Source organism: Paenibacillus polymyxa, assembly GCF_001719045.1.
Classification (GTDB): domain Bacteria; phylum Bacillota; class Bacilli; order Paenibacillales; family Paenibacillaceae; genus Paenibacillus; species Paenibacillus polymyxa_B.
The window spans coordinates 1,779,273-1,803,463 of sequence record NZ_CP015423.1 but is presented as its reverse complement, the minus strand read 5'-3'; the positions used below and the strand labels follow the sequence as shown (position 1 = coordinate 1,803,463).

Annotated in this window: 27 protein-coding genes and 1 pseudogene; 22 read left to right on the top strand and 6 right to left on the bottom strand. The window is 41.8% G+C overall.

The genetic code is table 11. The annotated features are described in order from the left end of the window. Positions 1 to 4 precede the first annotated feature (4 nt). The 5 genes from AOU00_RS08120 (at position 5) to AOU00_RS08100 (ending at position 3,718) form a co-directional block, all read left to right on the top strand. Positions 5 to 493: a PspC domain-containing protein gene (locus AOU00_RS08120; protein WP_013311896.1), complete on the top strand. Its 489-nt coding sequence runs from the start codon at positions 5 to 7 to the stop codon at positions 491 to 493. Next, a complete protein-coding gene (locus tag AOU00_RS08115; protein WP_061829898.1) occupies positions 493 to 1,197 on the top strand; it encodes a PspA/IM30 family protein in 705 nt (234 codons plus the stop codon). The genes AOU00_RS08120 and AOU00_RS08115 overlap by 1 nt, the downstream gene beginning before the upstream one ends. A 149-nt stretch (positions 1,198 to 1,346) precedes the next feature. Next, positions 1,347 to 1,994: a cell wall-active antibiotics response protein LiaF gene (liaF, locus tag AOU00_RS08110; RefSeq protein ID WP_061829897.1), complete on the top strand. Its 648-nt coding sequence runs from the start codon at positions 1,347 to 1,349 to the stop codon at positions 1,992 to 1,994. A gap of 16 nt (positions 1,995 to 2,010) precedes the next feature. Then, positions 2,011 to 3,090, top strand: a complete 1,080-nt coding sequence (locus tag AOU00_RS08105) for a sensor histidine kinase (protein ID WP_023990236.1) — start codon at positions 2,011 to 2,013, stop codon at positions 3,088 to 3,090. Then, positions 3,068 to 3,718 (top strand): response regulator, encoded by a 651-nt coding sequence (locus tag AOU00_RS08100; RefSeq protein WP_013372995.1) that lies wholly within the window; start codon positions 3,068 to 3,070, stop codon positions 3,716 to 3,718. The genes AOU00_RS08105 and AOU00_RS08100 overlap by 23 nt, the downstream gene beginning before the upstream one ends. A gap of 75 nt (positions 3,719 to 3,793) precedes the next feature. Here AOU00_RS08100 and AOU00_RS08095 read toward each other — a convergent pair whose 3' ends face one another. After that, on the bottom strand, positions 3,794 to 4,237 hold the full coding sequence (locus tag AOU00_RS08095) for a hypothetical protein (RefSeq protein ID WP_069290363.1): 444 nt from the start codon (positions 4,235 to 4,237) through the stop codon (positions 3,794 to 3,796). Positions 4,238 to 4,483: 246 nt separating this feature from the next. On the opposite strand from AOU00_RS08095, the gene AOU00_RS08090 reads away from it, so the two are divergent. The 3 genes from AOU00_RS08090 to AOU00_RS08080 all read left to right on the top strand — a co-directional run bounded on the left by AOU00_RS08090 (position 4,484) and on the right by AOU00_RS08080 (position 8,881). Next, complete coding sequence (locus AOU00_RS08090; protein WP_069290362.1) at positions 4,484 to 5,248, top strand: YwmB family TATA-box binding protein; 765 nt, start codon at positions 4,484 to 4,486, stop codon at positions 5,246 to 5,248. A gap of 187 nt (positions 5,249 to 5,435) precedes the next feature. Continuing rightward, entirely contained in the window at positions 5,436 to 6,992 is a 1,557-nt protein-coding gene (gene zwf / locus AOU00_RS08085) for a glucose-6-phosphate dehydrogenase (RefSeq protein ID WP_069290361.1), read from the top strand. 308 nt (positions 6,993 to 7,300) lie between these two features. After that, positions 7,301 to 8,881, top strand: a complete 1,581-nt coding sequence (locus AOU00_RS08080; RefSeq protein ID WP_013311888.1) for a peptide chain release factor 3 — start codon at positions 7,301 to 7,303, stop codon at positions 8,879 to 8,881. Positions 8,882 to 9,032: 151 nt separating this feature from the next. On the opposite strand, the gene AOU00_RS08075 is transcribed toward AOU00_RS08080, so the two are convergent. After that, complete coding sequence (locus AOU00_RS08075; protein ID WP_016819939.1) at positions 9,033 to 9,266, bottom strand: small acid-soluble spore protein SspI; 234 nt, start codon at positions 9,264 to 9,266, stop codon at positions 9,033 to 9,035. 162 nt (positions 9,267 to 9,428) lie between these two features. On the opposite strand from AOU00_RS08075, the gene AOU00_RS08070 reads away from it, so the two are divergent. From AOU00_RS08070 to AOU00_RS08050, 6 genes are all read left to right on the top strand, one after another. Continuing rightward, positions 9,429 to 10,091: a potassium channel family protein gene (locus AOU00_RS08070; protein ID WP_069290360.1), complete on the top strand. Its 663-nt coding sequence runs from the start codon at positions 9,429 to 9,431 to the stop codon at positions 10,089 to 10,091. A 78-nt stretch (positions 10,092 to 10,169) separates the two neighbouring features. After that, positions 10,170 to 10,958, top strand: coding sequence for a TrmH family RNA methyltransferase (locus AOU00_RS08065; protein ID WP_069290359.1), 789 nt, complete (start codon positions 10,170 to 10,172; stop codon positions 10,956 to 10,958). 264 nt (positions 10,959 to 11,222) lie between these two features. Next, positions 11,223 to 11,417: a hypothetical protein gene (locus tag AOU00_RS26560; RefSeq protein ID WP_237166318.1), complete on the top strand. Its 195-nt coding sequence runs from the start codon at positions 11,223 to 11,225 to the stop codon at positions 11,415 to 11,417. A gap of 96 nt (positions 11,418 to 11,513) precedes the next feature. Next, positions 11,514 to 11,786, top strand: coding sequence for a glycosyltransferase (locus AOU00_RS26555; protein ID WP_172828275.1), 273 nt, complete (start codon positions 11,514 to 11,516; stop codon positions 11,784 to 11,786). Positions 11,787 to 11,869: 83 nt separating this feature from the next. After that, complete coding sequence (gene trxA / locus AOU00_RS08060) at positions 11,870 to 12,187, top strand: thioredoxin (protein ID WP_061829892.1); 318 nt, start codon at positions 11,870 to 11,872, stop codon at positions 12,185 to 12,187. Positions 12,188 to 13,158: 971 nt separating this feature from the next. Then, the gene (locus AOU00_RS08050) at positions 13,159 to 13,485 is read left to right on the top strand and encodes a thioredoxin family protein (RefSeq protein ID WP_061829890.1); all 327 of its coding nucleotides are present in this window, start codon (positions 13,159 to 13,161) and stop codon (positions 13,483 to 13,485) included. A 163-nt stretch (positions 13,486 to 13,648) separates the two neighbouring features. Here AOU00_RS08050 and AOU00_RS25720 read toward each other — a convergent pair whose 3' ends face one another. From AOU00_RS25720 to AOU00_RS08040, 3 genes are all read right to left on the bottom strand, one after another. Continuing rightward, a complete protein-coding gene (locus AOU00_RS25720) occupies positions 13,649 to 13,819 on the bottom strand; it encodes a type 1 periplasmic-binding domain-containing protein (RefSeq protein ID WP_196765450.1) in 171 nt (56 codons plus the stop codon). A gap of 26 nt (positions 13,820 to 13,845) precedes the next feature. Beyond that, on the bottom strand, positions 13,846 to 14,223 hold the full coding sequence (locus AOU00_RS08045; RefSeq protein ID WP_061829889.1) for a DUF4158 domain-containing protein: 378 nt from the start codon (positions 14,221 to 14,223) through the stop codon (positions 13,846 to 13,848). A 275-nt stretch (positions 14,224 to 14,498) separates the two neighbouring features. Beyond that, a complete protein-coding gene (locus AOU00_RS08040; protein ID WP_081112447.1) occupies positions 14,499 to 14,912 on the bottom strand; it encodes an Lrp/AsnC family transcriptional regulator in 414 nt (137 codons plus the stop codon). Between the two features lie 142 nt (positions 14,913 to 15,054). Between AOU00_RS08040 and AOU00_RS08035 the strand changes: the two genes are divergently transcribed. The 4 genes from AOU00_RS08035 (at position 15,055) to AOU00_RS08020 (ending at position 19,026) form a co-directional block, all read left to right on the top strand. Further along, entirely contained in the window at positions 15,055 to 15,819 is a 765-nt protein-coding gene (locus AOU00_RS08035; RefSeq protein WP_061829888.1) for an MBL fold metallo-hydrolase, read from the top strand. A 186-nt stretch (positions 15,820 to 16,005) separates the two neighbouring features. Beyond that, positions 16,006 to 17,190: an MFS transporter gene (locus AOU00_RS08030; protein WP_069290358.1), complete on the top strand. Its 1,185-nt coding sequence runs from the start codon at positions 16,006 to 16,008 to the stop codon at positions 17,188 to 17,190. 134 nt (positions 17,191 to 17,324) lie between these two features. After that, the gene (locus AOU00_RS08025) at positions 17,325 to 17,837 is read left to right on the top strand and encodes a GNAT family N-acetyltransferase (RefSeq protein ID WP_069290357.1); all 513 of its coding nucleotides are present in this window, start codon (positions 17,325 to 17,327) and stop codon (positions 17,835 to 17,837) included. A gap of 703 nt (positions 17,838 to 18,540) precedes the next feature. Next, positions 18,541 to 19,026 carry an OsmC family protein gene (locus AOU00_RS08020; protein ID WP_069290356.1) on the top strand — a complete coding sequence of 162 codons (486 nt, stop codon included), beginning with the start codon at positions 18,541 to 18,543 and terminating at the stop codon, positions 19,024 to 19,026. Between the two features lie 134 nt (positions 19,027 to 19,160). Here the strand turns inward: AOU00_RS08020 and AOU00_RS08015 are convergent, their stop codons facing one another. Further along, positions 19,161 to 19,829 (bottom strand): ArsR/SmtB family transcription factor, encoded by a 669-nt coding sequence (locus AOU00_RS08015; RefSeq protein WP_061829884.1) that lies wholly within the window; start codon positions 19,827 to 19,829, stop codon positions 19,161 to 19,163. A gap of 274 nt (positions 19,830 to 20,103) precedes the next feature. Here AOU00_RS08015 and AOU00_RS26225 point away from each other — a divergent pair, with 274 nt between their 5' ends. The 4 genes and pseudogenes from AOU00_RS26225 to AOU00_RS08000 all read left to right on the top strand — a co-directional run bounded on the left by AOU00_RS26225 (position 20,104) and on the right by AOU00_RS08000 (position 23,997). Continuing rightward, a complete protein-coding gene (locus tag AOU00_RS26225) occupies positions 20,104 to 20,238 on the top strand; it encodes a cytochrome c biogenesis protein CcdA (RefSeq protein WP_155729708.1) in 135 nt (44 codons plus the stop codon). A gap of 234 nt (positions 20,239 to 20,472) precedes the next feature. Continuing rightward, positions 20,473 to 20,742 (top strand): annotated as a pseudogene (locus tag AOU00_RS27685) (cytochrome c biogenesis CcdA family protein); the annotation flags it as partial. A 235-nt stretch (positions 20,743 to 20,977) separates the two neighbouring features. After that, complete coding sequence (locus tag AOU00_RS27680; RefSeq protein ID WP_172828273.1) at positions 20,978 to 21,256, top strand: rhodanese-like domain-containing protein; 279 nt, start codon at positions 20,978 to 20,980, stop codon at positions 21,254 to 21,256. Between the two features lie 1,301 nt (positions 21,257 to 22,557). Further along, positions 22,558 to 23,997, top strand: a complete 1,440-nt coding sequence (locus AOU00_RS08000) for a 6-phospho-beta-glucosidase (protein ID WP_061829882.1) — start codon at positions 22,558 to 22,560, stop codon at positions 23,995 to 23,997. Positions 23,998 to 24,191: the final 194 nt, after the last annotated feature.

Sequence of the window (24,191 nt, the reverse complement as noted above, 5' to 3'; positions counted from 1 at the left end):
GATAATGACCCGAATTTACAGATCAAGCCGGGATAGAGTAATAACAGGTGTATGTGGCGGTCTTTCTGACGCAACAGGAATGGACTCAACATGGATTCGTATTCTGGTTGTGATCAGTTTCTTTATTACAGCAGGAACCACATTTATGATTTATGTGATTGCGGCCCTAGTTATCTCCAAGGAGCCGAGATCTCCTTTCGATGGAGGATTTGGCCCTGACAGCGGTCCCTACAATCAACAGGATCCACGCTATTATGGCAGTAACAATACAAGATCACAGTATGGGCAGGGAACTGGTTACAACCAGGGTGGTGCATATGGCAATTCGAATCCGTTTTTTGGTCAAGATGCCCGCAACTCATCTAAATTTAACACAGGTCAGAACAGTGACCTGGATTCCATGATGGAAGATATCGAAAAAAAGGCAATGAAAAAAGAATTGGCAGAGTTACGCAAAAAAGTAGAGCAATTTGAGAAGGGAGATCGTAAATAATGGGGATCTTTAAAAGAATGAAGGATATGACAAGAGCATCGGTGAATGAAGTGTTGGATAAAGTGGAAGATCCGATTATTATGTTGAATCAATATCTGCGCGATATGGAGGCGGAAATTCACGAGGCTGAGGTAACGGTTGCCAAGCAAATGGCGAATGAACGACGTATGAAACAGCGTTTGGAGGAAGCGGTACGTGTATCCAATGAGCGTGAGAAACAAGCTGAATCCGCATTGCGAAATGGTCAGGAAGAAGTAGCGCGCAAGTTGTTGGGAGAGAAGATTTATTTTGTGCAGAAGCAGGACGAATACCGCGACTTGCATACACAAGCTGAGCTTCAAGCAAAAGAATTGGTACAGCAGCTTCACGACATGAAAGATGAATTCTATAAAATGCGCAACAAGCGCAATGAGTTGGTATCCCGTGCTCAAATGGCGAAAGCCAAAAAGCAAATGTCTCAAATCAATAGTTTGCACACGATTGAAAGTGGGTCTGCTTCACTGGGCTTCCACCGTATGGAAGAAAAAATCATGCAAATGGAAGCTGAAGCTGACGTACTGCGTGCTCCTTACCGTCAAGCTCCAGGAGAAGCATATGTTAATCCGGCTGAGGCTGAAAAACAGTTTAAAGTGGATGAGCAGCTTCAACAGCTTAAGTCCAAAATTCAGACAGGTGCTAAACCAGTCGATATGAAGAAGGACTGACTACTCGGAAACAAGACATTATGATATGCTGTATGGAATGGACATTGGTCGATGATCGTGCCTAATCTGTATGGTTCAGGAAAGCCATATGGCGGAATGTTGCGCCACTATGGCTTTTCCGTCCTGTATAAACAAAAAGGGGGTGCAGCATGGAGAGAAGAAAATCAGCCTTGGCACTGGCAGGGATTGGCATCGGGATTATCATTTTATTCGGTCAGTGGATTGGGTTCCTCTCCGTGGTTGCACTGATCCTAATGTTGGCCGGAATATATAAGATCCGCAATTCCAAAATCAAAAAGGGCTACACGATGCTTGCGATTGGTGCTGGACTGTTAGTACTGGATCATTTGTTCCTGTTTGTGGTAGTTACACTAGCATCATTAGCTGTATTCTATTCACGTTCAAGGAAGCTGCATAAAGGTCAAAGCTCCATATTCAAGCACAATTTTATATCCAATCATAAATGGGATGAAGTGCCTTGGAGCCTGCGCAGCACAAGCATATGGCATGTGGTTGGGGACGTGGATGCCGACCTGACGTTGGCTCTCCCAGAGGAACGTGAGCCCGTCATATTTTTGCAGGGGATCTTCGGTGACATTGACATCACCCTACCGGATAATTACGGTGTAGAGGTGGAGATGTTCATATTGTTCGGACAGATTCAGTTTGACCGGGATCATGAGGCGGGGATGCTCAATCGACTGGTTTGGAAGTCTCCCCATTTTGAGCAGAGTGAGTATAAAGTGAAGTTTGTCGTTTCGTACTTGGCGGGCGATGTCCGCGTCCGATTTTATTGAATCAGGAGGAGCCGGGATGAATCATAAAAAAACGTCCAACATGGTAACCCGCAGTATGGGTGAAGGTATCCTCCTGTGTGTTGTTGTGGGCGTAGTTGTCTTTTATATGCTGTATACATATGGATATGTGAAGTCGTTCCCAACCTGGGGAATGATATTGAAAGTTGCAGGAGCCGTTATATTGGTGTTGATTGGTACAGGGGCAATGTACGGATTTTATGAAAGTTACCGCTTTAAAAGCAGACTGGAAATGTTGAGAGAGACGTTGCTGATGTGGGAAAAGGGAACGCCAGCACGTGAGTTGCCGCCCCTAGGGCATGATGAGCTTGGCAGGCTGGGAGAGCAGCTGGAACGAATTGGACGTAAATGGCAGGAACAAGTTACGTCTTTACAACGCTTATCCACGGATAATGCTCAGCTGGCAGAACAGGCACGGATGACTGCGATTGTGGAGGAGCGGCAGCGGCTGGCCAGAGAGTTGCATGACGCCGTATCACAGCAATTATTTGCTATTTCAATGACGGCGACGGCTGTGGGGAGGACGCTGGATAAGGATTTTGATAAAGCGCAGCGGCAAGTTGCGCTAATTGAAGAAATGTCTTCCGTGGCACAATCCGAAATGCGGGCGTTACTACTTCATCTGCGGCCTGTCTATCTGGAAGGGAAACGGCTTGAGCAGGGTTTGCGTGATTTGGTACAAGAGTTGCAGGCAAAGGTACCGATGGAGATTGATTTTGAGATTGAAAGCGGAGTACAGTTGGTTAAAGGCATTGAGAACCACTTGTTTCGCATTGTTCAGGAAGCGATGTCTAATACATTGCGCCATGCCAAAGCAACCCGCATGGAAATTCGTATCGTGCAACGCCCGGATTCTATCAGGCTGACGATTCGGGATAACGGTATTGGTTTTGAACTAGATGAGAAAAAGCAGACTTCATATGGATTATCCACAATGCAGGAGCGGGTCAGTGAGATTGGAGGAGCTATTCAGTATATAACGGCTCCGGGAAAAGGAACACGGATCGAGGTGTCCGTGCCAGTTATTAATGATGAAAGCGGAAGGAACGATGATCATGGAAACGGAATTACCGATTAGCGTACTGCTGGTAGACGACCATGAAATGGTACGGATTGGTCTTGCGGCGGTGCTGGGGACGGAAGAAGGTATTGAAGTGGTCGGCGAGGCCGGAAGCGGAGAAGAAGGCATACGGTTGGCTTCCGAATACAAGCCAAATGTGATTTTGATGGATCTGGTCATGGATGGCATGGATGGCATAGAAACGACACGCCAAGTAACTCGCCTGCTTCCAGAGACCAAGGTGATTGTGCTGACGAGTTATTTGGACGATGAGAAAATGTATCCGGTCATTGAGGCAGGGGCATTCAGCTACTTGCTCAAAACGTCTCGTGCTTCCGAGATAGCGGATGCGATCCGTGCAGCTGCACGCGGACAGTCCGTACTAGAGTCACAGGTGGCCTCCAAGATGATGAATCGATTCCGCCAGCCACAGGCTGAGGCACCCGCGCATACGGAGCTGACTGATCGTGAGATGGAGGTGCTTCGCCTGTTGGCACAAGGGAAGTCTAACCAGGATATCGCAGATGAGCTGATTATCGGGATTAAGACGGTAAAATTCCATGTCACGAACCTTCTCGCTAAATTAGGAGTGGAAGACCGTACACAGGCGGCGATCTATGCCTATAAGAACGGATTAGCAGAGTAGAAGTAGAATAAACGAATACAAAGAACCGGAGACGACAATAGTCCTCCGGTTTTTTTGTGTTCCATAACAAGTTGTTTAGATCAGGAGGAATAAAAAGGCGATTAAAGCCAGATCTAATGCAAGCCCTGCCCCGTATCCATATCCGCCGTACCCACCGCGATAGCCTGTTCTGCCATTTCCAGCAAATCCGCCTGCGTCATAAGGAAAGGATGGGCTCAGAGGTGCGTTGGGCGACTTAATTAAGGCATTTAGTTTGGCCGAGGTACGAGCTTTGTTTTTAGGATTCTTTTTTTTCTTTTTAGAGGAAATCTTTTTCGGGGTTTGTTTTCCTTTGTTACTGGAGCTCCCGGCATAAAGACTCCCAGGAAAAGAAGGTGGATATCCGTTCAACATCAGCTTGCCTTTGCTACACCCACTTAAGATGCCGATGTGTCGTGTACCATCACGCATAACGGCACAGACCAGACGTCCACCATGAGGTGCCACATTGGCTTCATTTACAGGATAAATCGGAAACATGATTTCACCTCTTTTGGTGTAAGATGCATTGTGATCATAGTCTATTCTTACGGTGCCTACGATGTATGGTCGAACACCCAGTAGGCAGATGAATATTTTAGAAGGGCTTGGCCGGAGTGCTGTGTGTATAAAACCTCTGACAATGGGAATGCTATTGATAGATTCATAGATTCAATCCAGCCGAAAAAGAAAGTATCCAGAGCGTAGGTGTGGGAATCGGATGGTTGTGGAGCGGGAGGAACGATAATGTTAAAAGCAGAGCTGATTAAAAAGGGGATTATTGCAATTTTGGTATTAGGAACGGTGCTGGTACTAGCTGGCTGGCGTTACGGGACCCTTCAGACAAACCGAAATGACTCCCGCGAGGCAGAAATGGCTTTACGCTCATTGTTAATCATCTCGGATCAGACCCCGGGTACGTTGGATAAGCTGGTTGTGAAGTGGCAAGGCGATTGGATTTCTAACCATGAAGAGCCAGCAGATGTGGCGGCACAGATAGCTGATCAGCTGAATATACCCACAGTAAACAAACTCGTAGAAAATGGACACACGGTTTATCGTTCTGTTCGTGATAGTGAGGATCTAAGAATCCGCTTAAATGTGATGGAACGTCAAACTGGACAATGGTATGTAGTTGTTCAACTGGAGAGCAATGATGCAGGACGTGAGCGGTTGATTCAGCTTCATAAGCTTTGTGCTGAGCAATTAAAGTCTATGGGAATTCAAGCACAGTGGAACACGGCCCTTCAGCGTTTGCTGCATACAAAGGAATCCAAAGATCAACTGTTGAAACTGACAGAGGCGAGCTTAGCAGGGAACATCTCCATGCAGGCCAAAGAAAGATATACGGATGCGACTACTGTGGCTATATCCTATGAAGCTCCAGAGCTGCCGTTAATGGTTCAAAGCGGTGAGCATCAGGTCCAGATGCAGATGGCTGTACATGAAGATAGGGAGCAGCAGGATACACGTATAACACTCGGTTTCCCGCTTATCACGATTGAATACTGACTTATAAGGTAAATTTATGATTCATCGGATAGCTTATCCATGTAGGATATGATAAAATATCAACAAATCTTTAGTTCCATGTTTTTCGAAAATCAAGTATGATCTTGTATAAATATACACAATACTACATGCAGATTTCGGGGATTGTGGATTGCGGAATCTTGACATGGGAAGAATGAGGTACTTCATGGCTGACATACCTGTTAAAGAATCTGTTGTGACGCAAGGCGCAGTTCTGTTTATTTTTGGCGCTACGGGCGATTTGGCTCGTCGCAAGCTTTTTCCTGCTATTTACAGCTTGTACCGCGAAGGCAAGCTTGCTGACGATTTTGCCGTTATTGGTGTAGCAAGGCGTCCTCGCACAGAGGAAGAATTCCGTAATGACCTGTATGCCTCCATACAGGAGTTTAGTCGCTACAAAGCAGAAAATGATCAAGAATGGCAGGCATTTGCCGAGCATTTTGAATATAAATCGCTGGATATCAACAATGTCGAAGGGTTCCATGAGCTGAGACAGCAGACGGAGTCTATAGAAAGCAAGTTTAACATACCGGGAAATCGGTTGTTTTATTTGGCCTTGGCTCCTGAGTTATTTGGAAGCGTGTCGAAGAGTTTGAAAGATGGCGGCATGATGGATGGCAAGGGCTGGAATCGCCTGGTGATTGAGAAGCCATTCGGTTATAACCTCGAATCTGCACAAGAATTGAACGTTGAAATACGAGAAGTATTTGCCGAAGAAGAAATTTATCGGATTGATCACTATCTTGGCAAGGAAATGGTACAAAATATTGAGGTGATCCGCTTCGCGAATGCCTTCTTTGAACCACTGTGGAATAATAAGCATATTGCCAATGTGCAAATTACGCTTAGTGAAACGGTAGGGGTGGAGGAACGCGGAGGTTACTACGATCATTCCGGCGCCTTGCGGGATATGGGACAGAACCATATGTTGCAAATGCTAACGATGATTGCGATGGAGCCACCTAGTCGCTTGTTGCCTGAGGATATCCGTGATGAAAAGGTAAAAGTGCTGCGTTCGCTGCGCCCTTTTGAAACGTCTGAGGATGTGAAAACCAATGTGGTGCGTGGTCAATACACCGAAGGCAGTTATCGCGGTCAGCAGTTGCCGGGGTATCGCCAAGAAGACAAGGTTGATCCACAGTCGAACACAGAGACTTATTTTGCTTCACGCGTGTTTGTTGATAATTTCCGTTGGTCTGGCGTACCGTTCTATATCCGTACGGGCAAACGTCTCCCTGTAAAAACAACGGAGATTGTTGTGGAATTTAAGAGCATGCCAACGAACGTGTACCTCGGTCAAAAGCATAAGCTGGAACCGAACTTGCTCGTGATTCGGGTCAATCCAATGGAGGGCATTTACATTAAAATCAATGCCAAGAAACCTGGTTCCGAATCAGATATTGAGCCACTGGCTATGGATTTTTGCCAAAGCTGTATGGTGGGTATCAACTCGCCGGAGGCTTATGAACGGTTGCTGATGGATGCAATTGAGGGTGATTCGACGTACTTCACACGTTGGGATGAGGTTGCCACGGCATGGGGATTCGTCGATCGAATCGCCAAAGCATGGCAGCAGACCCCGGATACGCTGGAAACCTATGCTGCAGGCTCATGGGGACCGGAAGGTGCTCACAAGCTATTGGAGCAGGATGGCTTCAAGTGGTGGCCGGTTAGCGGTCAGGATGAAGATAATGTCATCTGGCGAGTAGGCGGCGTTCAGTAATCCCGATTTGTCCTGCATCCCCCTATGTCCTGTTCAGGACGTAAGGGGATGCTTTGCGTTCGGAGTGTGCTATAATAGCTTAGTCTCAGGTTTTCAGTTTGCAACTGATTATAAGTTAAAGGCAGGCTAAAACATGTAAATAGATCGTATTTATAATGAATATGGTAACGGAGTACGCCGAATACTGGAGCTAACGGCAATATAGCCGATAGAGCCGATGAACTTATGAAAACAGGCGTGCATCATGGCCTTTTTATGAATAGCTTGAGCAGTAATGCAATGGATTTGATCATGAAGGGATATGTGAAATGAGTAAAACAACAGATATACTTCAACAGGAAGTCGACAAACGGCGTACGTTTGCGATTATTTCTCACCCGGATGCGGGTAAAACGACACTGACGGAAAAGCTGCTGCTGTTCGGGGGCGCGATTCGTCTTGCGGGTTCAGTTAAAGCGCGTAAAGCAAGCAAACACGCTACGAGTGACTGGATGGAGATTGAAAAACAGCGGGGGATCTCTGTAACATCCTCAGTAATGCAATTTGATTATAATGGTCACCGCATCAACATTCTGGACACCCCAGGTCACCAGGATTTCAGTGAAGACACGTATCGTACATTAACAGCAGCAGATAGTGCAGTCATGCTGATTGACGTAGCGAAAGGTGTGGAAGCGCAAACGATTAAGCTGTTTCAAGTTTGTGCGAAGCGTGGAATTCCGATTTTCACCTTCATTAACAAACTGGATCGTGAGGGACGCAGTCCTTTTGATTTGATGGAGGAGCTGGAGCAGGTGCTTGGCATCCGTTCGGTGCCTATGAATTGGCCGATTGGTACAGGACGCGAGCTGTGCGGTGTCTATGACCGTGTCAAAAATCAGGTCGAGCTGTTTCAGGGAGATGATCATTCCACGATCAAAGTACAGAAAGTGGAAGATTACAATGATCCGATCATTCGTGAGATGGCGGGCGAATATTTGCATGACCAATTATGCCAAGACTTGGAGTTGCTTGACGTCGCGGGTGACCCTTTTGACATGGAGAAAGTACAGCGCGGAGAATTAACACCTGTATTCTTCGGCAGTGCGATTAATAATTTTGGTGTACAAACGTTTTTGGAAAACTTCCTTCAGCTTGCTCCTAAACCGGAGCCGCGCCGTAGTACAGCTGGGGAAATTGAGCCAACAAACGAAAAGTTTACCGGCTATGTATTTAAAATCCAAGCGAACATGAACCCGGCTCACCGTGACCGTATTGCATTTTTGCGTATTGTCTCCGGTAAGTTTCAACGCGGGATGAGTGTTAAGCATGTACGGATGGGTAAGGAGATTAAGTTGTCTCAGCCACAGCAGTTCCTGGCACAGGACCGTGATATTGTCGAGGAGGCTTTTCCTGGCGATATTATAGGATTATTTGACCCGGGTATTTTCCGTATTGGTGATTCACTCAGCCAAGGTAGCGAGGTTGTGTTTGATGAATTGCCGACCTTCTCGCCTGAGATTTTTGCCAAGGTAACGGTGAAAAATGCCTTGAAGCACAAACAGTATCTGAAGGGTATTGATCAGTTGACCGAGGAAGGTATGATTCAGGTGTTCCGTACGGTAAGCTTTGACGATACGCTACTAGGTGTTGTCGGCCAACTGCAATTTGAAGTATTTGAGTACCGCATGAAGGGTGAATATGGCGTTGATGTACAGCTTCAGCGTATGCCATTCCAATTTGCACGTTGGATTGTGGATGATCAGATTGATCCGAGCAAGTTCCGTATTAACTCTACGCTGGTAAAGGATAAGAAGGGCAATTATGTCGCCTTGTTCGAAAACGAGTATGCCATGCGTACGGCTATGGAGAAAAATCCGACAGCTAAGTTCTTAGAAATGGCTCCATAAGATTGAATAAGCAGAACAGTTTGATCTCAGTCATTTAGTGTATACAACGAATAGTCCACTCGATGTTAATGCGAGTGGACTATTCTCATTTTCGAATACGGGTAAAATAATGAGCATAATTAAATCGGAACCAAATGTTAAATAGCTAGAGCTAGGTTAAGGGTACGGGTTTGATTTTATCGATTTGTTCATGTGCCAAATGGACGAAATCGTGCTGCTGGTTTGGACTCATATGCTTCCAAGCAATTTCAAGAATAACACCCAACCCAGGCAAAGCGGCCTCCGGTCCGTCCACTGACCCAATAATCATGTCCGTAAGATCAGCTTCTGATTTGCCGTGTACTTTGTGAACAATTGCTTGTCGTAAATCCATTGTAATGGGCATGTGTACCTCCCGTATGTTGTAGTAGTGGTCGAATGTATTATGGCTTGGGCTGTTGTCCAGTATACATGGAGGAGCATTTGGTATAAGTATGTCAAAATTTATGTTTGTAGCATGATATGCTATACTATGACGGACAGTATGGTGATCGGGAGGTAAGAAGGAATGGCAAAAAAACAGTATGCGGTCATTGGTATGGGCCGTTTTGGTTCCAGTGTTGCCAGTGCGCTGAGTGAGATGGGTTTTGATGTGCTGGCTATTGACTCGGACGAGCAGCGTACACAGGAAATGTCGAATATTGTGACGCACGCGGTGTCTGCCGACTCGACGGATGAGGAAGCGCTGCGAGCGCTGGGTATCCGTAATTTTGACGTAATCGTAGTTGCGATTGGTGAAGATATACAGGCCAGTATTCTGACGACATTGATTCTCAAGGACATGGGCGTACCCGCTCTTGTGGTCAAGGCACAAAATGAACTGCATGGGAAAGTGCTGCAAAAAATAGGTGCGGATAAAGTCGTTTATCCTGAACGGGATATGGGGTTGCGGGTAGCCCATCATTTGACATCTCCCAACATTTTGGATTATATCGAGCTGTCCAAGGACTACAGTATTTTGGAGATGAGAGCCGCCGATTCCATGATTGGCAAAAACCTGAAGGAGCTAGACATACGCGCACGCTTCGGCTGTAATGTGATGGCGATTCGCAGAAATCAGGAAATGAACATTTCACCTTATGCCGAAGATCGTCTGGAGTCGGGTGATGTGCTGGTCATTGTAGGCCACAAGGATGATCTGACCAAGCTGGAGCTGGCTTTTGCAGCCTAATGAGGCTTGGTGTTAAAGCAAAAGTGATACATCATTTATGTTTAAAGAAAAGGACCAAAGAAACGGTAGGTTAAACGAATGGAAATCATTTCACCGAATAATGCGCGTGTAAAAGAGTGGGCGCAACTGCTGGAGAAAAAGCATCGCACGCGGAAGCATAAATATATTGTCGAAGGTATTCATCTGGTGCAGGAAGCGCTGCGTTCGGACGTGGCTGTCGAAACCGTCGCCTATGATTTGGACAAGGGCATTCCCGACGAGCTGAATGGCCTAGATCAAGCCGACCAGCCGGTGGAATGGGTTCCCGTGTCAGCGGCGGTCATTGCAAAATGCACCGATACGAAGACGCCGCAGTCGGTCTTTGCCATCGTGCGTAAGGAGGAGCGCAGTGCATTCCCGGCATTGCTGGAGGAGCCGGATGCACTGGTGATGGTGCTGGACGGGGTGCAGGACCCCGGCAATGTAGGCACCATCATCCGCAGCGCGGACGCTGCTGGAGCCGCAGGCGTAATATTGGGTCATGGCTGCGCCGACCTGTACAATCCCAAAACGATCCGCTCCACAATGGGATCGTTGTTTCACCTGCCGGTGATTGAAGGCAGCCTGGAGGAGCTTTTACCGCAGGCCAAAAGTAAAGGTGCCCGCTTGCTCAGCACCTCGCTGGATGCGAGCTTGTCATGCTATACCATAGATTTGCGCGCTTCCACTTGGCTTGTGATCGGAAACGAAGGCCAAGGTATTTCTGCTGCTACCGCGCGCATGGTGGATGAGTCGGTATTCATTCCGATGCAGGGGCAAGCGGAATCACTAAACGCAGCGATGGCTTCTACAGTGCTATTATTTGAGGCGATGAGACAACGAAACTAAGAGAAGAACACGGGTGCATGTGGTTTATATTATCAAATGAGACTGATTATATTATCAATTGAGACAACTTATAACATCAAAGTGAGACAATATAAGTGCCCGTAAAGCCAGTAAAGACGGGGGAAGTTTTCTAATAACAAACCAAGTACTTGTTGTTTACTGATCAATCTAAGATTTGTTGTTTTTATAGTAAAAAAAGTAGTGGAATTTCTATAAGTTGTTGTAAGATAAACACTCTCCAATGAACTGTCTGCCATAGACTTTTTGAAGGGACCCCATACTGTTTGGGGATCGTTTACAGGACAATCGATGGAAGTTGAAGCGGCGGTTCGATTTAGTGTACTGACCGATGTAGGACCTATGAACGAAGTTTTCCCGTTGGAACAAGCTAGTGAATCATACGAGAAAATGATGTCAGCTAAGACACGATTCCGTGCCGTATTGAGTATGACTAAATGATAACTCATTCCCAACTTTGACGATTTAAACGTTATGGACCTTAAGCCTGTATTGGCTTTGAGGTCCTTTATTTTGCGAAAACGATAGGTTCGTACGTTGGATGATATATCTGAGCTTATTATCAACGGGAAAACTAGCTACCTGGCTGCTGTAGGTAATAAAAATGAGATGGCCAGAAAAACAATTAGTCTGTTAAGTAACGAACAGAAATACCTAGAAATGAGAAACGCTTATGTAAACAAAGCTCATTTAAATTTTAGTTCAGATCAAATCACAAGTCACAATGAAGGGATATATAACCATGTGCTTGAAACTAACAGAGGTGCTTCACCAGGAGAGAACCTTCAGAGAAATGTGATTCACTCTTGACAGAAGGAGAGTATAGATTTATAATTCAACTAATCAATTGAATAATTGTTAATGATAAATTATATTTAGTGGGGGGATCTCCAGTGGGAGCAACTGCATTGACAAAAAATACGTTTTCAAATCAAATCCAGTCTGGCGTGACCTTGGTAGACTTTTGGGCTCCATGGTGTGGACCTTGTAAAATTCAGCTTCCTATTGTGGAAGAATTAGCTGATGAGCTGAAAGGACAGGCAACGTTGGCAAAAGTTAATGTCGACGAGGAAACCGAATTAGCTTCACAATTTGGTATTCGAAGTATTCCAACTTTGTTGCTTTTTAAAGATGGTAAGCTCGTTGATACTATGGTTGGTGTAAATCAAAAAAATGTCCTTAAAGACAAAATTCTTAAATTGGTTAATTGATGTGAAAATCGACAACATTATAATGAAATAATGTTGTCGATTCTTTTTTTGTTTCTGAGAGCGCTCCCTTCAACGTAGCGGATGCAGTTTGAGAGTGACTCAATATCATCATATAGAGAAGATAATCTTTTAACATATGTGACTCCCTGATGAAACATGGATGAAGGAGAGAAACAATGAGAAACCAAGTTGAAAAAAATGCTCCGGTGATAATCGTTGGAACTCGGAAAATTCGATCTTGGACCTACATGGTTCTGCCACACTATGAGAAAATTAATACTCAACTCACAAAAGAACTGGGTTTGGAGACATTTAATCAATTTAACAAATAACAAAGGACGAATGCTCTTAGAACGTTCCCAACATGAAACACCACAACAACATCTTTTACCACATGAGGCAATGGAGCCCTCACTAAGATTTGTTAGTGGAGTAAGTCTATGATTGAGGCGATAAGTGCTACTTTGCCATAAGGAGCAATCCAGCTTAACACACGTGTAACTTTGATTCATCAAGAAGAAGACGGTACAATCTGCTTAGAAGCCAACGGAAAACAATTTTAGACAACTGTAGTTACTATTGCTATTCAACCACGGCTAGCTGAAAGAATATTAAATTTGAGCCAAAGCTTCCTTATGATCTGCAGTCATATTTAGTTGGTAAACCAACATGGATGGCCGGTCAAGCTAAAGTTATTGCCATTTACGACGACCATTTTGACGTGAAGTTGGACTCTGCGGTTTTACATCGAGTTGGGTGGGATCTCTACAAGAAATTCACGATGCTTCACCAGGTACAGGGACAGGTGCCCTTTTTGGATTTTTGGTTTACCAGTAAAGGAGCGGCAGACTTTGGGAGAAGATAAACTCATGTAACTTGTGTTGGAACAATTGGAGGGCATATTTTTTGTCTGGAAAAAGGATTTAAACAATGAATATGAATGGTCATTTTAAGAGAGGAGAAGTTTGAGCGTGCGTTTAGTGGACTTAACCTCAATACAAGAAATAGAATCCTTCATCGGAAGTAATCCTTTGAGTATGTTATACGTATCTCAAGATGATTGTAATGTATGCTATGCCATTTACTCTAAGCTCAAAACAATGCTTAATCTATACCCTAAATTGGCACTTGCTCATGTTGATGCTAGTCAAGTGGAGGAGATCACAGGAAGGTTTTTAATTTTTTCTGTGCCGACGATCTTGGTTTTTCTTGATGGGAGAGAATATCTACGCGAAGGTCGTTTTGTTCAATTTGAACAATTGAAAAAACAATTACAGTTATTGTCCGATGAAGTTTAAATCTTCGATTAAAAACAAAAGGCACACCTTCAGTATTATGTCCTTTCTTAGGCTTTTTATTGAAGGTGTATTTCAAGTAATGGCCAATTCTGTTGTTAGAAAAACCACCTTTACCAAGTAAAAGGTGGTTTTTCTAACAACAAAACATGCGTTATATGTTCTTTTATGTTGATTTTCGTTCCACCAAAGTAAACTCTAGTGAATTTAGTGCGTTTTTCGTCTGGTTAAGCTTATTATGAATAATAATAAAGGCATTGTCGGCCTGAAAGTCAACAGGATAGTTAATCGTTGTCAGATCCAGCAAAGGAGCGAGTGCAGAATTATTAAACCCCATAATGCCCCGTCCGTAAACCGATTCCTTTATATGTTCCCACTCCTGGCTACATGCAGGACATGCTGGCATAGCCATTCCGGCATCTCTTGTGAATCTTGAACGGTATTTTCTCGAAAGCCAAAAAATTCTCGGATTTGAGCGCGGTGATATTTGATCATCCGACCGTTCCAATCGTATTGTGCATACAGTTCTGCCGGCACTTCGATTTGCTTGGCGATGTATGAAATGACGGTCTTAGGTACTTCAAATTTATGGAACGGAAATCGTGCCTCGTATTGGAAGAACTTAAACATGACCGCGAAACCGATCCTCGTCTCACTGCTCTTATTCCCCATTTGCTGCATTTCGTTCGGGAGAAAGGTAAAATGCTCAATCAGCTCGTCCAGTTCCCAATTTCGCTTCATGTAATCCCTTCCGAATAAAGTTCCTATTACTGTGAGTAACGGAACTTAGCGCTTGAAATAAGTATATCCAAGCTGTATATGTTAGACAATATGTGTCTCAAATAACTCGAAGTTCCATATACAAAAATAAATAATTCGGAACTTTTATTTATTCATGGGGACTAGGCTAACGGGCAGGTTAGTTTAAAAACCTTCTTAATATACTCTTTTTAAGGGTGGATCTTTTTCTGATGGGTTCGTTTCTCAGAAATAAAAGTTTCTTTGTACGTTCTTTTTTACAAGGTTTTCTCGATTACAATGGATAATTTGTAGTTAGCGTAATTGTTTAACTCTAATAAAAATTGGTTTAACGCTTCATTACTTGGAAACCTACATTCAAGCAGATAGCATCCATCACCGCTTATTTTGTAATTATTTAGGATGTGATCCTCTTTAGAATGAATGAATGAAAGAAATGGTTGATGGTGTGTATCTTTAATATAAATATTTAGAAATGCATACGTAAAACATCCTAATTTTGCGTGATTAACTTTAATGCTGTATCCCTCTATAACTCCAGTATCCTCAAGTTTTTCTACCCGGGCTGCTGCTGCAGGTCCAGTTAGGTGCACTCTTTCCCCTAATTCTTTCATGGTAATTCGACTATTTTGACTCAGCTCTTCAATAATTCGTTTATCTGTTTGATCCAAATAAAACGCATCTCCTTTAAAAAATAAAGTAAAAAGACCAATACACTTTATTTAATCTGTGTATTTGAAGGTTACATCTAGTATAAACTTATCATTGTCAAGAAACAAAATTAAAAAAACAGAAGGAGAATTATATATAAATATGCACATTCAACAAGTTCGAAATGCAACAATCATTGTTCACTATGCAGGTAAAAAGTTCCTAGTCGATCCATTACTTGCGTACAAAGGTCTGTATGGTCCATTCCCGGCGGGGATCAGAGAGGATTTGAGAAATCCTATAATTGATTTGCCAATGTCCGTTAACGACATCATTAAGGATGTCGATGCTGTTATTCTGACTCATTTGCATCTAGATCACTACGATGATATAGCAAAAGCAGTGCTTCCAAAAGGCACTAAAGTTTTTGTACAAAACGAAGAAGATGCTAAACAAGTTGAAAGTGACGGTTTTCAACAAGTAGAAGTACTTGCTGAAGATACGCTTTTTGAAGGTATTCAGTTAATTAAAACAAAAGGCGAGCACGGCAGAGGGAAAGATTTATTAAAAATGATGGGTCAGGTATGTGGTGTTGTCTTCAAACATGCCAACGAGAAGACGTTATACCTAGCCGGAGATACAGTATGGTATGAAGGTGTCGAAAAAGAAATCATTTCCCACACTCCTGAGATTATCGTGTTGAACGCTGGAAATAATAGTTGGCATGATTTGGGCTCACTTATAATGGGCAAAGAAGATGTTTACGAGGTGCATAAGGCGGCTCCTAACGCCAAAATTATCTCAGTCCATATGGAAGCAGTTAATCATTGGACATTATCTAGAAAAGAACTAAAAAGCTTTGGAGAAGAAAAGGGATTCACCTCTAATTTATTAGTTCCCGAAGACGGCGAATCGTACACTTTTTAATGTGCACTGCGAAAGGTTGGAATATGAGTCGCATTGGAGATTGTGTTGTTCAAATAATATGAGACCTTCATATGGGTCTCATTTTATTATGAATTTTTATAACAAGTTATTTATTCCTTTAATGCAGAATATTAGCTCACTTGCATATCAAGTATTTACCAAAATCTACAGACAGGAGAATATGCTGTGAACCAAACGAATCCTAAATTGTGGACGAAAAACTTTATTATTCTTTCGTCTGTCAATTTCATTATGACATTAATTTTCTTTTTATTAAACGCGACAATCACTCTTTATGCAATTAATGAATTTGATGCATCAACCGGCCAAGCTGGTATCGTCGCAGGTATTTTTATTATCGGTTCATTATTAGGGCGTTTGTCTACAGGACGTCTTATACATTCCAAAAAAATCTTGATGACCAGCTTGTTTTTATTAATTTTAACAACATTACTTTATTTCGTTCATCTTAATGTTAACTTTCTCATATTAAATCGGCTTTTAAACGGTATCACAGTGGGTATTATATCTACAATTGTGAGTACGGTTGTTGTATTTAGCCTTCCTGCACCACGAAAAGGTGAAGGGATAAGTTATTTTGCAATTAGTACGGCCTTGGCCACAGGAATCGGTCCATTTATTGGTTTAGTTTTGAGTCAAAACTCAAACTTTGAAATGATTTTTTCTTTAAGTCTATTGCTTGGAATTTTTAGCTTAGTAATCGCATTTTTTCTGAAGTTTCCCGCAACGTACAAGACTGAGAAGAACAATAAAAAGGGAATAAAAATCTCTGACTTTGTTGAGCCAAAAGTAATGCCGATAGCAATTATTATTTTTTTCATGACTTTTTGTTTTTCCGGCATAGTTTCATATTTAAATATTTATGCTTTGGAGTTAGGGTTAATAGACACAGCAAGTTTCTTCTTTATGGTATATACTGTTTTTGTCTTAATATCACGACCTTTTACAGGACGAATAATGGACAAAAAAGGTGCTAACATTATCATATATCCGGCTCTTATTATATATGGAGTAGGGATGCTTCTTTTAAGCTCAGTTAACAGTAGCTTTACATTGTTATTGGTAGGAGCATTAGTTGCTCTGGGATTTGGTAATATTTCTTCCATAACTCAAGCCATAGCCATCAATTTAGCCGAACCTCACCGAGTTGGCTTAGCAACTGCGACGTTCTTTATATTCTATGATCTAGGGAACGGATTTGGCCCATCGATTATCGGTTTGATAATTCCAGCTACAGGATATAGTGGTTTGTATGTAATACTCGGATTAATTGTATTAGCTACACTTTTTCTATATTACATGTTGTATGGAAAGAAAGAAGGTAAAATTCAAAATCAAGTGGTAAACTAAAGAGCACTTAAAGAGAGGATCCTGAGAATTTGAACTGTGACCTGTAAGAGATAGACATATATATTTTTTTTTTCATATCAAAGCGATTGGCATAAGTACGAAATCTTCTTAAAAAATAGAGCGAGGAGAAATTTATGACTGTAGTATTAAAAAGAGTTAATAACGAGAATATTGATGAGATAAAAAAAATCTATGATGATTCGTTTCCTAAAGAAGAGATGGTCCCATATAATAAATTGGTAGAGATAAGCAATGATACCGACCATTTGTTTTATGGAATATATGATGATTACACGCTGGTAGGAATGAATTATCTAATCGTAAAAAACGATATGCTTTACATATTCTATTTGGCAATTAGTAAAGCATATCAAAATAAAGGGTACGGGAAAGCAGTTGTTAATGAGATAATAAATAAATACTCTAACTATCGGATTTGCCTGAATATTGAAGAAGTTAACCCTAAATTTCTTAATAATAATCAAAGAATTAAAAGGAAAAGTTTTTATCAACTCTTAGGTTTTGAGTCTCAGGATTACTTGTTTTCAAATTATGAAGGCGTAACTTTCGAAACGATGTCAATATATGGGGATGTATCCTATAAAGAAATTCATGCGTTATTCGATTATTTTAAAAAGCTAAGATAGACTGTGAATAACACGGACGGGTAGCAAGAAAAATTATCAAAAGAACGGTATCTAACTGTAAATATGTTGATGGCGTGTGCATATTGGGGTAAAAGCTAATATGCACACTTTACTATATTTTCTTGATGTCATGATGAAGAAAAAAGTCAGATCATTAAACTAACGGGAAACGATAGTTCAATCTCTAACTAAGACTAGGCTGCCGATCAATGTCGGCAGCCTAGCTCTGTCTTTGCCCATAGTGACAGCGACGCTGGTACTACCCCGTTTGACATGTGAAGCATTACATAAATTACAGTGTTATATCAATGAGGGCTTCAATATGAAATAAGGTCTGAAAGCGGTAACTATTGGTGGGAGTTCAATTACAAATACATGAATAATATTTATAATTTTTCACTTTGTACGTTAGTTGTATACTTGACGTTAGTAAAATTATATAATAAAATTCAATTGATCGATTGAATAATTGATGTATTAATCGAGCGATACATAATTTAATTGGAGGTTTGATTTCTATGGCAAAAGCATAGCTTCAAATTACATTGAAAATTAATGCACCAGAACGTGAGGCGGCTGTAAAGGTTTTATACAACTTATAAAAGAGCTGTTCCTTAGTGAGAAATTTGTCAAATCTCATAGAGTAATGAATCTTAACCTTAACGAAGTTTTGGACTTACAATATCTAAAAGGGGATGTTAATATGGCAGAAAAAACAATTAACATGAATACGGTTTGGTACAAAGATGCAAAGGGTGATGGACGCATTAAAAGTGACAATCTACAAACTCAAATTGCAATTCCAGTCCCCAAAGGGGGAAGTGGTAAAGGGGCTAACCCACAACAACTTCTTATCTCTTCTGCAGTAGCTTGTTACACGATGACCTTAGCATATATGTTAGATAAAAATAAACTTCCTGTGACAGGATTCTTTATGGATACAGAAGGTAATATAACTCAAGGTGATCAATTAAGTATTACCCATCGCCCGCATGTTGTTCTGAATCCAGGAGCGACCAATGAAGACATAAGCATGACAGAAGCTTTGATGCAAAAAGCAGAAGAAAATTGCCATATTGGTCAATTACTGATAAAGGCCGGCATTCCCGTAGGAACTCAAGGAAAAGTAACTATCGATTCTGGAGAGGATCTTACAAGTAGCTATATTGCAGCACACGGATTGGAATAGTAAAGCTAAATGTCAATGAGTATTATTCGCTCTAATCAAGTCGTATAATGTCCAGGTTTGCATTATTCACAAAAAGACTTCAAAGTCACAAATATGTGGGCTTCGAAGTCTTTTTTAGATGAGGCTTAGATTGGTTAATGTATATGAAAATGTTCCTGCCACTCATTCACTCCGTCTTCCATACGATACGCCTTGAATCCCTCAACTTGCAATTTTTGCGTAGCAAGTGCCGAATAAACGCATAATGGCCCTCTACAATAAGCGACCACTTCAGCTTCCTCCGGTAACTCTCCCATTAATACGTCTAGATCTTCCATCGGCATTGAAATTGCTCCTTGAATATGTCCTGTTTCAAACTCTTCTTTGGGGCGTAAGTCAACTAAGATAATGGAGTTTTCATCTAGTTTTTTCTTTACTTCATCCATGGATAGGGTATGGATGTCATTCAAGTTGTTTAAAAAGTCATCTTTCATTCTCCTGATATCAGGAATTTGCTTCTCACTAATCTTCCATAGTGAAGAGAGGAAGTCAGTGATCTCAGGATCTGCTAGTGAGTATATGGCGTAAGTTCCTTTCTTTGTGAACTTAACAAGCTTAGCGTCCAGTAAGACCTGTAGATGACGAGAAACATTAGCTATATTCATTTCTGTACATGCGGCTAATTTCTCCACTGTTCTGGGACTTTGTGATAGTACATTCAAGATTTCAAGACGTTTGTCACTTGATAGACATTTACCTATTCTAGCCAGTTGCTTATATAGATCTTCCTTGAAAAGCTTTGCACACTTTAGCATCTCTTCCATTCATTTATAACCTCACTTCAACTTGGTGAAATATGTTAAGGATCCTACACTATATGTTTTGACCAATATAGCAAATCAAAAATGCTTCTCCATACACTGAAAAAAACTATGAAACCAACAATCTTTCATAATAAGTACTATATCAATTGATGAATAGAATTTTAACATGTGTAGAGACGAAGTCAAGTTTAGTCCATTATTCTGATAAAAATAATAAGATAAAATTGCAATACTGTTTGCGAGCGATACTCTGATTTAATGAGGAGGGGAGAAGTTGGAGGAGATAACGTTATTAGTAGTATTTGCAGCAGGCGTACTCTCGTTTTTGTCGCCTTACGTATTCCCTCTCCGGCCGGCGTATGTTTCACATATATCCGATACGATGATTGCAGGGGTCGCTTTGTCGTGAATCGTAAAATTCTGGTCGTACGTTCATTGGGCTTCATCCTTGTGATTTAGTGTTATCTTTGTGATCATGGGGCTACTGCCTCCGCTATAGGTAATTTTGTCTCCTTACGCAAGGATCTGATTGAGAAGGTTGGCGGACTATTGATTGTGGTGTTTGGCCTACAAATGATGGGGATACTCAAACTCAAGTTTTTAATGAGTTCTAAGCAGTTGGGAAACGGAAAAAAAATACGGTGGCTGGCTTGGTTCATTTATCCTTGGATTGGAAATTGGGGCGGGCTGGACGCCATGTGTGGGGCTCGCACTTTCCTCGATACTTGTTTTGGCAGGGTCGTCCGAATCATTGTACCAAGGGATAGGGCAGTTAGCGGTATATACGTTGGGTCTTGGAATTCCATTCTTGCTCATTTCGCTGCTTGTTACTTTCTCTCTATCGATGGTTAAACAAGTCAATAGATTTTTTCCCGTCCTGAGCATGGCGAATGGAGTTATTATGGTCATCTAAATTGAATGTAGTACGTCTCGAAATAATAGGATCTCGAATAATTCCAATAAATGAGCTTGCGCATATATCTTAATATCTGCTGAGCTTAGGATGGAGGAAGTATAGTATGATGACAGTGATTCGTCATTTCAATTGGACTGTTTAGTTTATGGTTAATAATACAATCGTGGCCTCTACGATCCCTTACTAATGTGAGTTTTGAAGATTGGGACCTATCTCATCACCGCTTGCAAATGTGAAGATTCTAGATGTCAGGGATGTCAGTAAATATTCGACTGGACATATTCCGAGTTCATTAAATATTTCCTTTGACAGACTCCCGTTAGTATGGAGCAAGAATCTTGCACCGAATGATAAAGTGATCATATTTTCCAGTAGCTTGGTTCAAAGGAAAAGCTGCTCGAATTTTGGCGTGTGGCGGGTTTCGCCACTGTATGCCGTTAAAGGGTATTATCTTTCAATGACTAGTAGGGTGAGCTGGAATTATCACCATAAAGAAGGTTATTGTAAATAAAGGGTGATGGGAGTCAAGTTAACGAAAGAACGAAACTGGTAGTTGGAGAAACTTATATAGGATGAGGATTGTCAAGGCGGCTGACCGGAGCACGCACGCTCCATGCCGATCCGACTTACGGACGGCAATGAGGCGTCCATTATGTGAGGTGGCGAAAATGCCAGGTGCCTGTTCAGTTTGCGGACTTCGGCGATCAACGTGCCGATCCCATACGTTCTGCAAATCGTAGGCAAAGGGAAAGGACAAACGATACTCGAGAATAGCGGTCTTTTATGCGTTGTTAACCTTTCTAGTCGGTTTCATTACTCACGAATTCGTAGCTGAGGCTAAAAGCATATAAAAAAGTTTAATACCTGCTCTTGCATCCCATAAACAACTACTGGGAAAAATTGGTCATCTACTGGTTTAGGTTATGATCTTAAATTGCGGTTTATATAGTAACCATCTTAATAGAGTATGTAGCCTTTCTTGGAATAGTTTACTTGTGGTATTATATAATATAAATAGTTTACTTATGGGAGTATATAATATATTTGCTCTTATCATAAACAATTGGAATTTTGAAAGATATTCTTTAAAATGCTATTTTATTTGAACATCCAAATAGAAAGGTATTTGATTATGATATTCATTAACAAAAAAACTATTAATAAGCTAACTGAATCGCATAGAGAACCTAACATGCTTATCTGCTATTCAACTCCTCAAAGCCTTTCGGCTTGGACAAGTCGAGCTATATTACTCCTAAATAATGATAAAATTATTATCCTTTTCCTGAATCTATTTTCCACTAAAGTAGTACAAAAAGTTGAATTTGAAGTAGCTGATTTACAAGAACAAAAATATCATTCCATATATCTGTCTTCTGCAATATGGTCATTTAACAGTAAAGGACAGCATTGGAGGTTCAAGATAATCAAAAAAATTATACCTCTTGGCTCTATGCAAAGGGATTTTCTAAATTTCTTGCAACAAAATATTTTAATTAGCGACTGAGTAGATTTCGCAAAGTCGTTTATCTGAGGTATCTTTCATGGTTCTTTTCATTACCCAATAGGCGATTAAAATAATGTTGTTGGTTTGTTAATTGCGTGTTATTATATCAAATGAATTTGACAGGTTCCCAAATCTTTGTTAGAGTTTCAATCAAATACGTATAACCTTTTCATGGGATGTTACCGATAGGGCATAACCTGAATTGGCTTGTTTACACTGTAAGTGTATACAGGCTGGTTTGGGTTTTTTTATTGTCTATCACCCTTAGCTACCCCTTTTATCACACATTTGGAAGGAGAATGTTTATGTCCAGTTATATTTTCCCTAAAGACTTTTTATGGGGAGGTGCTCTTGCTGCCAATCAGGCCGAGGGTGCTTATTTGGAAGACGGTAAAGGATTGAGTCTGGTGGATCTGCTGCCTACCGGAGAGAAGAGAAGAAGCATAATGAAAGGAAATGTTCCCTCGCTGACTCCACTTGAAAGCGAATTCTATCCTTCCCACGAAGCCATTGATTTCTATCATCACTATCGCGAGGATATTGCGCTATTTGCAGAAATGGGCTTCAAGGCGCTGCGTGTTTCCATTGCCTGGGCTCGTATTTTTCCAACGGGAGAAGACGCTACTCCTAATGAAGCAGGTTTGCAATTCTACGATGATTTGTTCGACGAGTTGCATAAACATGGCATTCAGCCAGTCGTTACCCTCGCTCATTTTGACGTGCCGGTAGATCTGGTCGAGAAATATGGAAGCTGGCGGAGCCGGAAGCTGGTAGGCCTGTTTGAAACCTATGCCAAAACAGTATTCACCCGCTATAAGGATAAAGTGAAATACTGGATGACATTCAACGAGATTAACATGCTTCTCCATTTGCCGTTTCTCGGTGCCGGGCTTGTTTTTCAAGAAGGTGAAAACGTTAAACAAATTCAGTACCAGGCTGCACATCATCAGCTTGTCGCAAGTGCGCTGGCTGTTAAAGCGTGTCACGAGATTATCCCGGATGCCCAGATTGGTTGTATGCTTGCTGCCGGCAGCTTCTATCCGTATACATGTAATCCCGAAGATGTATATCAGGGCATGGAAAAAGACCGCGAGTCCTACTTCTTTATTGATGTACAGTCACGCGGCGAATATCCTGGTTATGCGAAGCGCTTCTTCAAGGACCATGGATTAAACATTGAGATGGAATCAGGCGACGCAGCCATTCTGAAAGATCATACTGTTGACTATATCGGATTCAGCTATTATTCGAGCCGGACGACCAGCACAGACCCGGAAATCGTCAAGAACATGACCAGTGGTAATGTATTTGGCTCCGTAGCCAATCCATATCTGGACAAGTCCGAATGGGGCTGGACGATCGATCCCAAAGGTTTCCGCATCACAGCCAACCAATTGCATGACCGTTACCAAAAACCACTGTTCGTAGTGGAAAACGGTTTTGGTGCCAATGATGTGGTTTCGCCTGAAGGAGAAGTTAACGACGATTACCGGATCGACTATCTCAAGCGGCATATTGCCGAAATGGGTGAGGCTCTTCAAGACGGAGTCGAAATTATCGGTTACACAAGTTGGGGACCTATTGACATTGTCAGCGCTTCCTCAGGAGAGATGAAAAAGCGCTATGGTTATATTTATGTGGACCGTGACAACGAAGGCAACGGTTCGTTGAAACGTATTAAAAAGAAAAGCTTCCACTGGTACAAAAATGTAATTCATTCCGACGGCGAAAATCTGGGCGAATAATCGTACCACAAGTAAATAGGATCGGACGTCCCGGGCCCACGGGGATTTCCGATCTCCGTTTCTTCATTGAAAGCGTTGACAATCGTTCCTCTTCGGGCTATACTTGACGCAATTCCATCATTTTTAGGATTGTTACTGCGTAGCAGGCAAAACCTAAGCCACGAATAAGCAGATGTTACAGTCTTGTTTATTTG

What these genes read in the sequence shown, in the direction of transcription:
- AOU00_RS08065 (WP_069290359.1), top strand. Translation starts at nt 10,170, where the DNA reads ATGGAAATCATTTCACCGAATAATGCGCGTGTAAAAGAGTGGGCGCAA.
- zwf (WP_069290361.1), top strand. Translation starts at nt 5,436, where the DNA reads ATGGCTGACATACCTGTTAAAGAATCTGTTGTGACGCAAGGCGCAGTT.
- AOU00_RS08090 (WP_069290362.1), top strand. Translation starts at nt 4,484, where the DNA reads ATGTTAAAAGCAGAGCTGATTAAAAAGGGGATTATTGCAATTTTGGTA.
- AOU00_RS08120 (WP_013311896.1), top strand. Translation starts at nt 5, where the DNA reads ATGACCCGAATTTACAGATCAAGCCGGGATAGAGTAATAACAGGTGTA.
- AOU00_RS08115 (WP_061829898.1), top strand. Translation starts at nt 493, where the DNA reads ATGGGGATCTTTAAAAGAATGAAGGATATGACAAGAGCATCGGTGAAT.
- AOU00_RS25720 (WP_196765450.1), bottom strand. Translation starts at nt 13,819, where the DNA reads ATGGGGTTTAATAATTCTGCACTCGCTCCTTTGCTGGATCTGACAACG.
- AOU00_RS08020 (WP_069290356.1), top strand. Translation starts at nt 18,541, where the DNA reads ATGGCAGAAAAAACAATTAACATGAATACGGTTTGGTACAAAGATGCA.
- AOU00_RS08000 (WP_061829882.1), top strand. Translation starts at nt 22,558, where the DNA reads ATGTCCAGTTATATTTTCCCTAAAGACTTTTTATGGGGAGGTGCTCTT.
- liaF (WP_061829897.1), top strand. Translation starts at nt 1,347, where the DNA reads ATGGAGAGAAGAAAATCAGCCTTGGCACTGGCAGGGATTGGCATCGGG.
- AOU00_RS08075 (WP_016819939.1), bottom strand. Translation starts at nt 9,266, where the DNA reads ATGCCCATTACAATGGATTTACGACAAGCAATTGTTCACAAAGTACAC.
- AOU00_RS08045 (WP_061829889.1), bottom strand. Translation starts at nt 14,223, where the DNA reads ATGAAGCGAAATTGGGAACTGGACGAGCTGATTGAGCATTTTACCTTT.
- AOU00_RS08080 (WP_013311888.1), top strand. Translation starts at nt 7,301, where the DNA reads ATGAGTAAAACAACAGATATACTTCAACAGGAAGTCGACAAACGGCGT.
- AOU00_RS08105 (WP_023990236.1), top strand. Translation starts at nt 2,011, where the DNA reads ATGAATCATAAAAAAACGTCCAACATGGTAACCCGCAGTATGGGTGAA.
- AOU00_RS08035 (WP_061829888.1), top strand. Translation starts at nt 15,055, where the DNA reads ATGCACATTCAACAAGTTCGAAATGCAACAATCATTGTTCACTATGCA.
- AOU00_RS08100 (WP_013372995.1), top strand. Translation starts at nt 3,068, where the DNA reads ATGGAAACGGAATTACCGATTAGCGTACTGCTGGTAGACGACCATGAA.
- AOU00_RS08070 (WP_069290360.1), top strand. Translation starts at nt 9,429, where the DNA reads ATGGCAAAAAAACAGTATGCGGTCATTGGTATGGGCCGTTTTGGTTCC.
- AOU00_RS08015 (WP_061829884.1), bottom strand. Translation starts at nt 19,829, where the DNA reads ATGGAAGAGATGCTAAAGTGTGCAAAGCTTTTCAAGGAAGATCTATAT.
- AOU00_RS08025 (WP_069290357.1), top strand. Translation starts at nt 17,325, where the DNA reads ATGACTGTAGTATTAAAAAGAGTTAATAACGAGAATATTGATGAGATA.
- AOU00_RS08095 (WP_069290363.1), bottom strand. Translation starts at nt 4,237, where the DNA reads ATGTTTCCGATTTATCCTGTAAATGAAGCCAATGTGGCACCTCATGGT.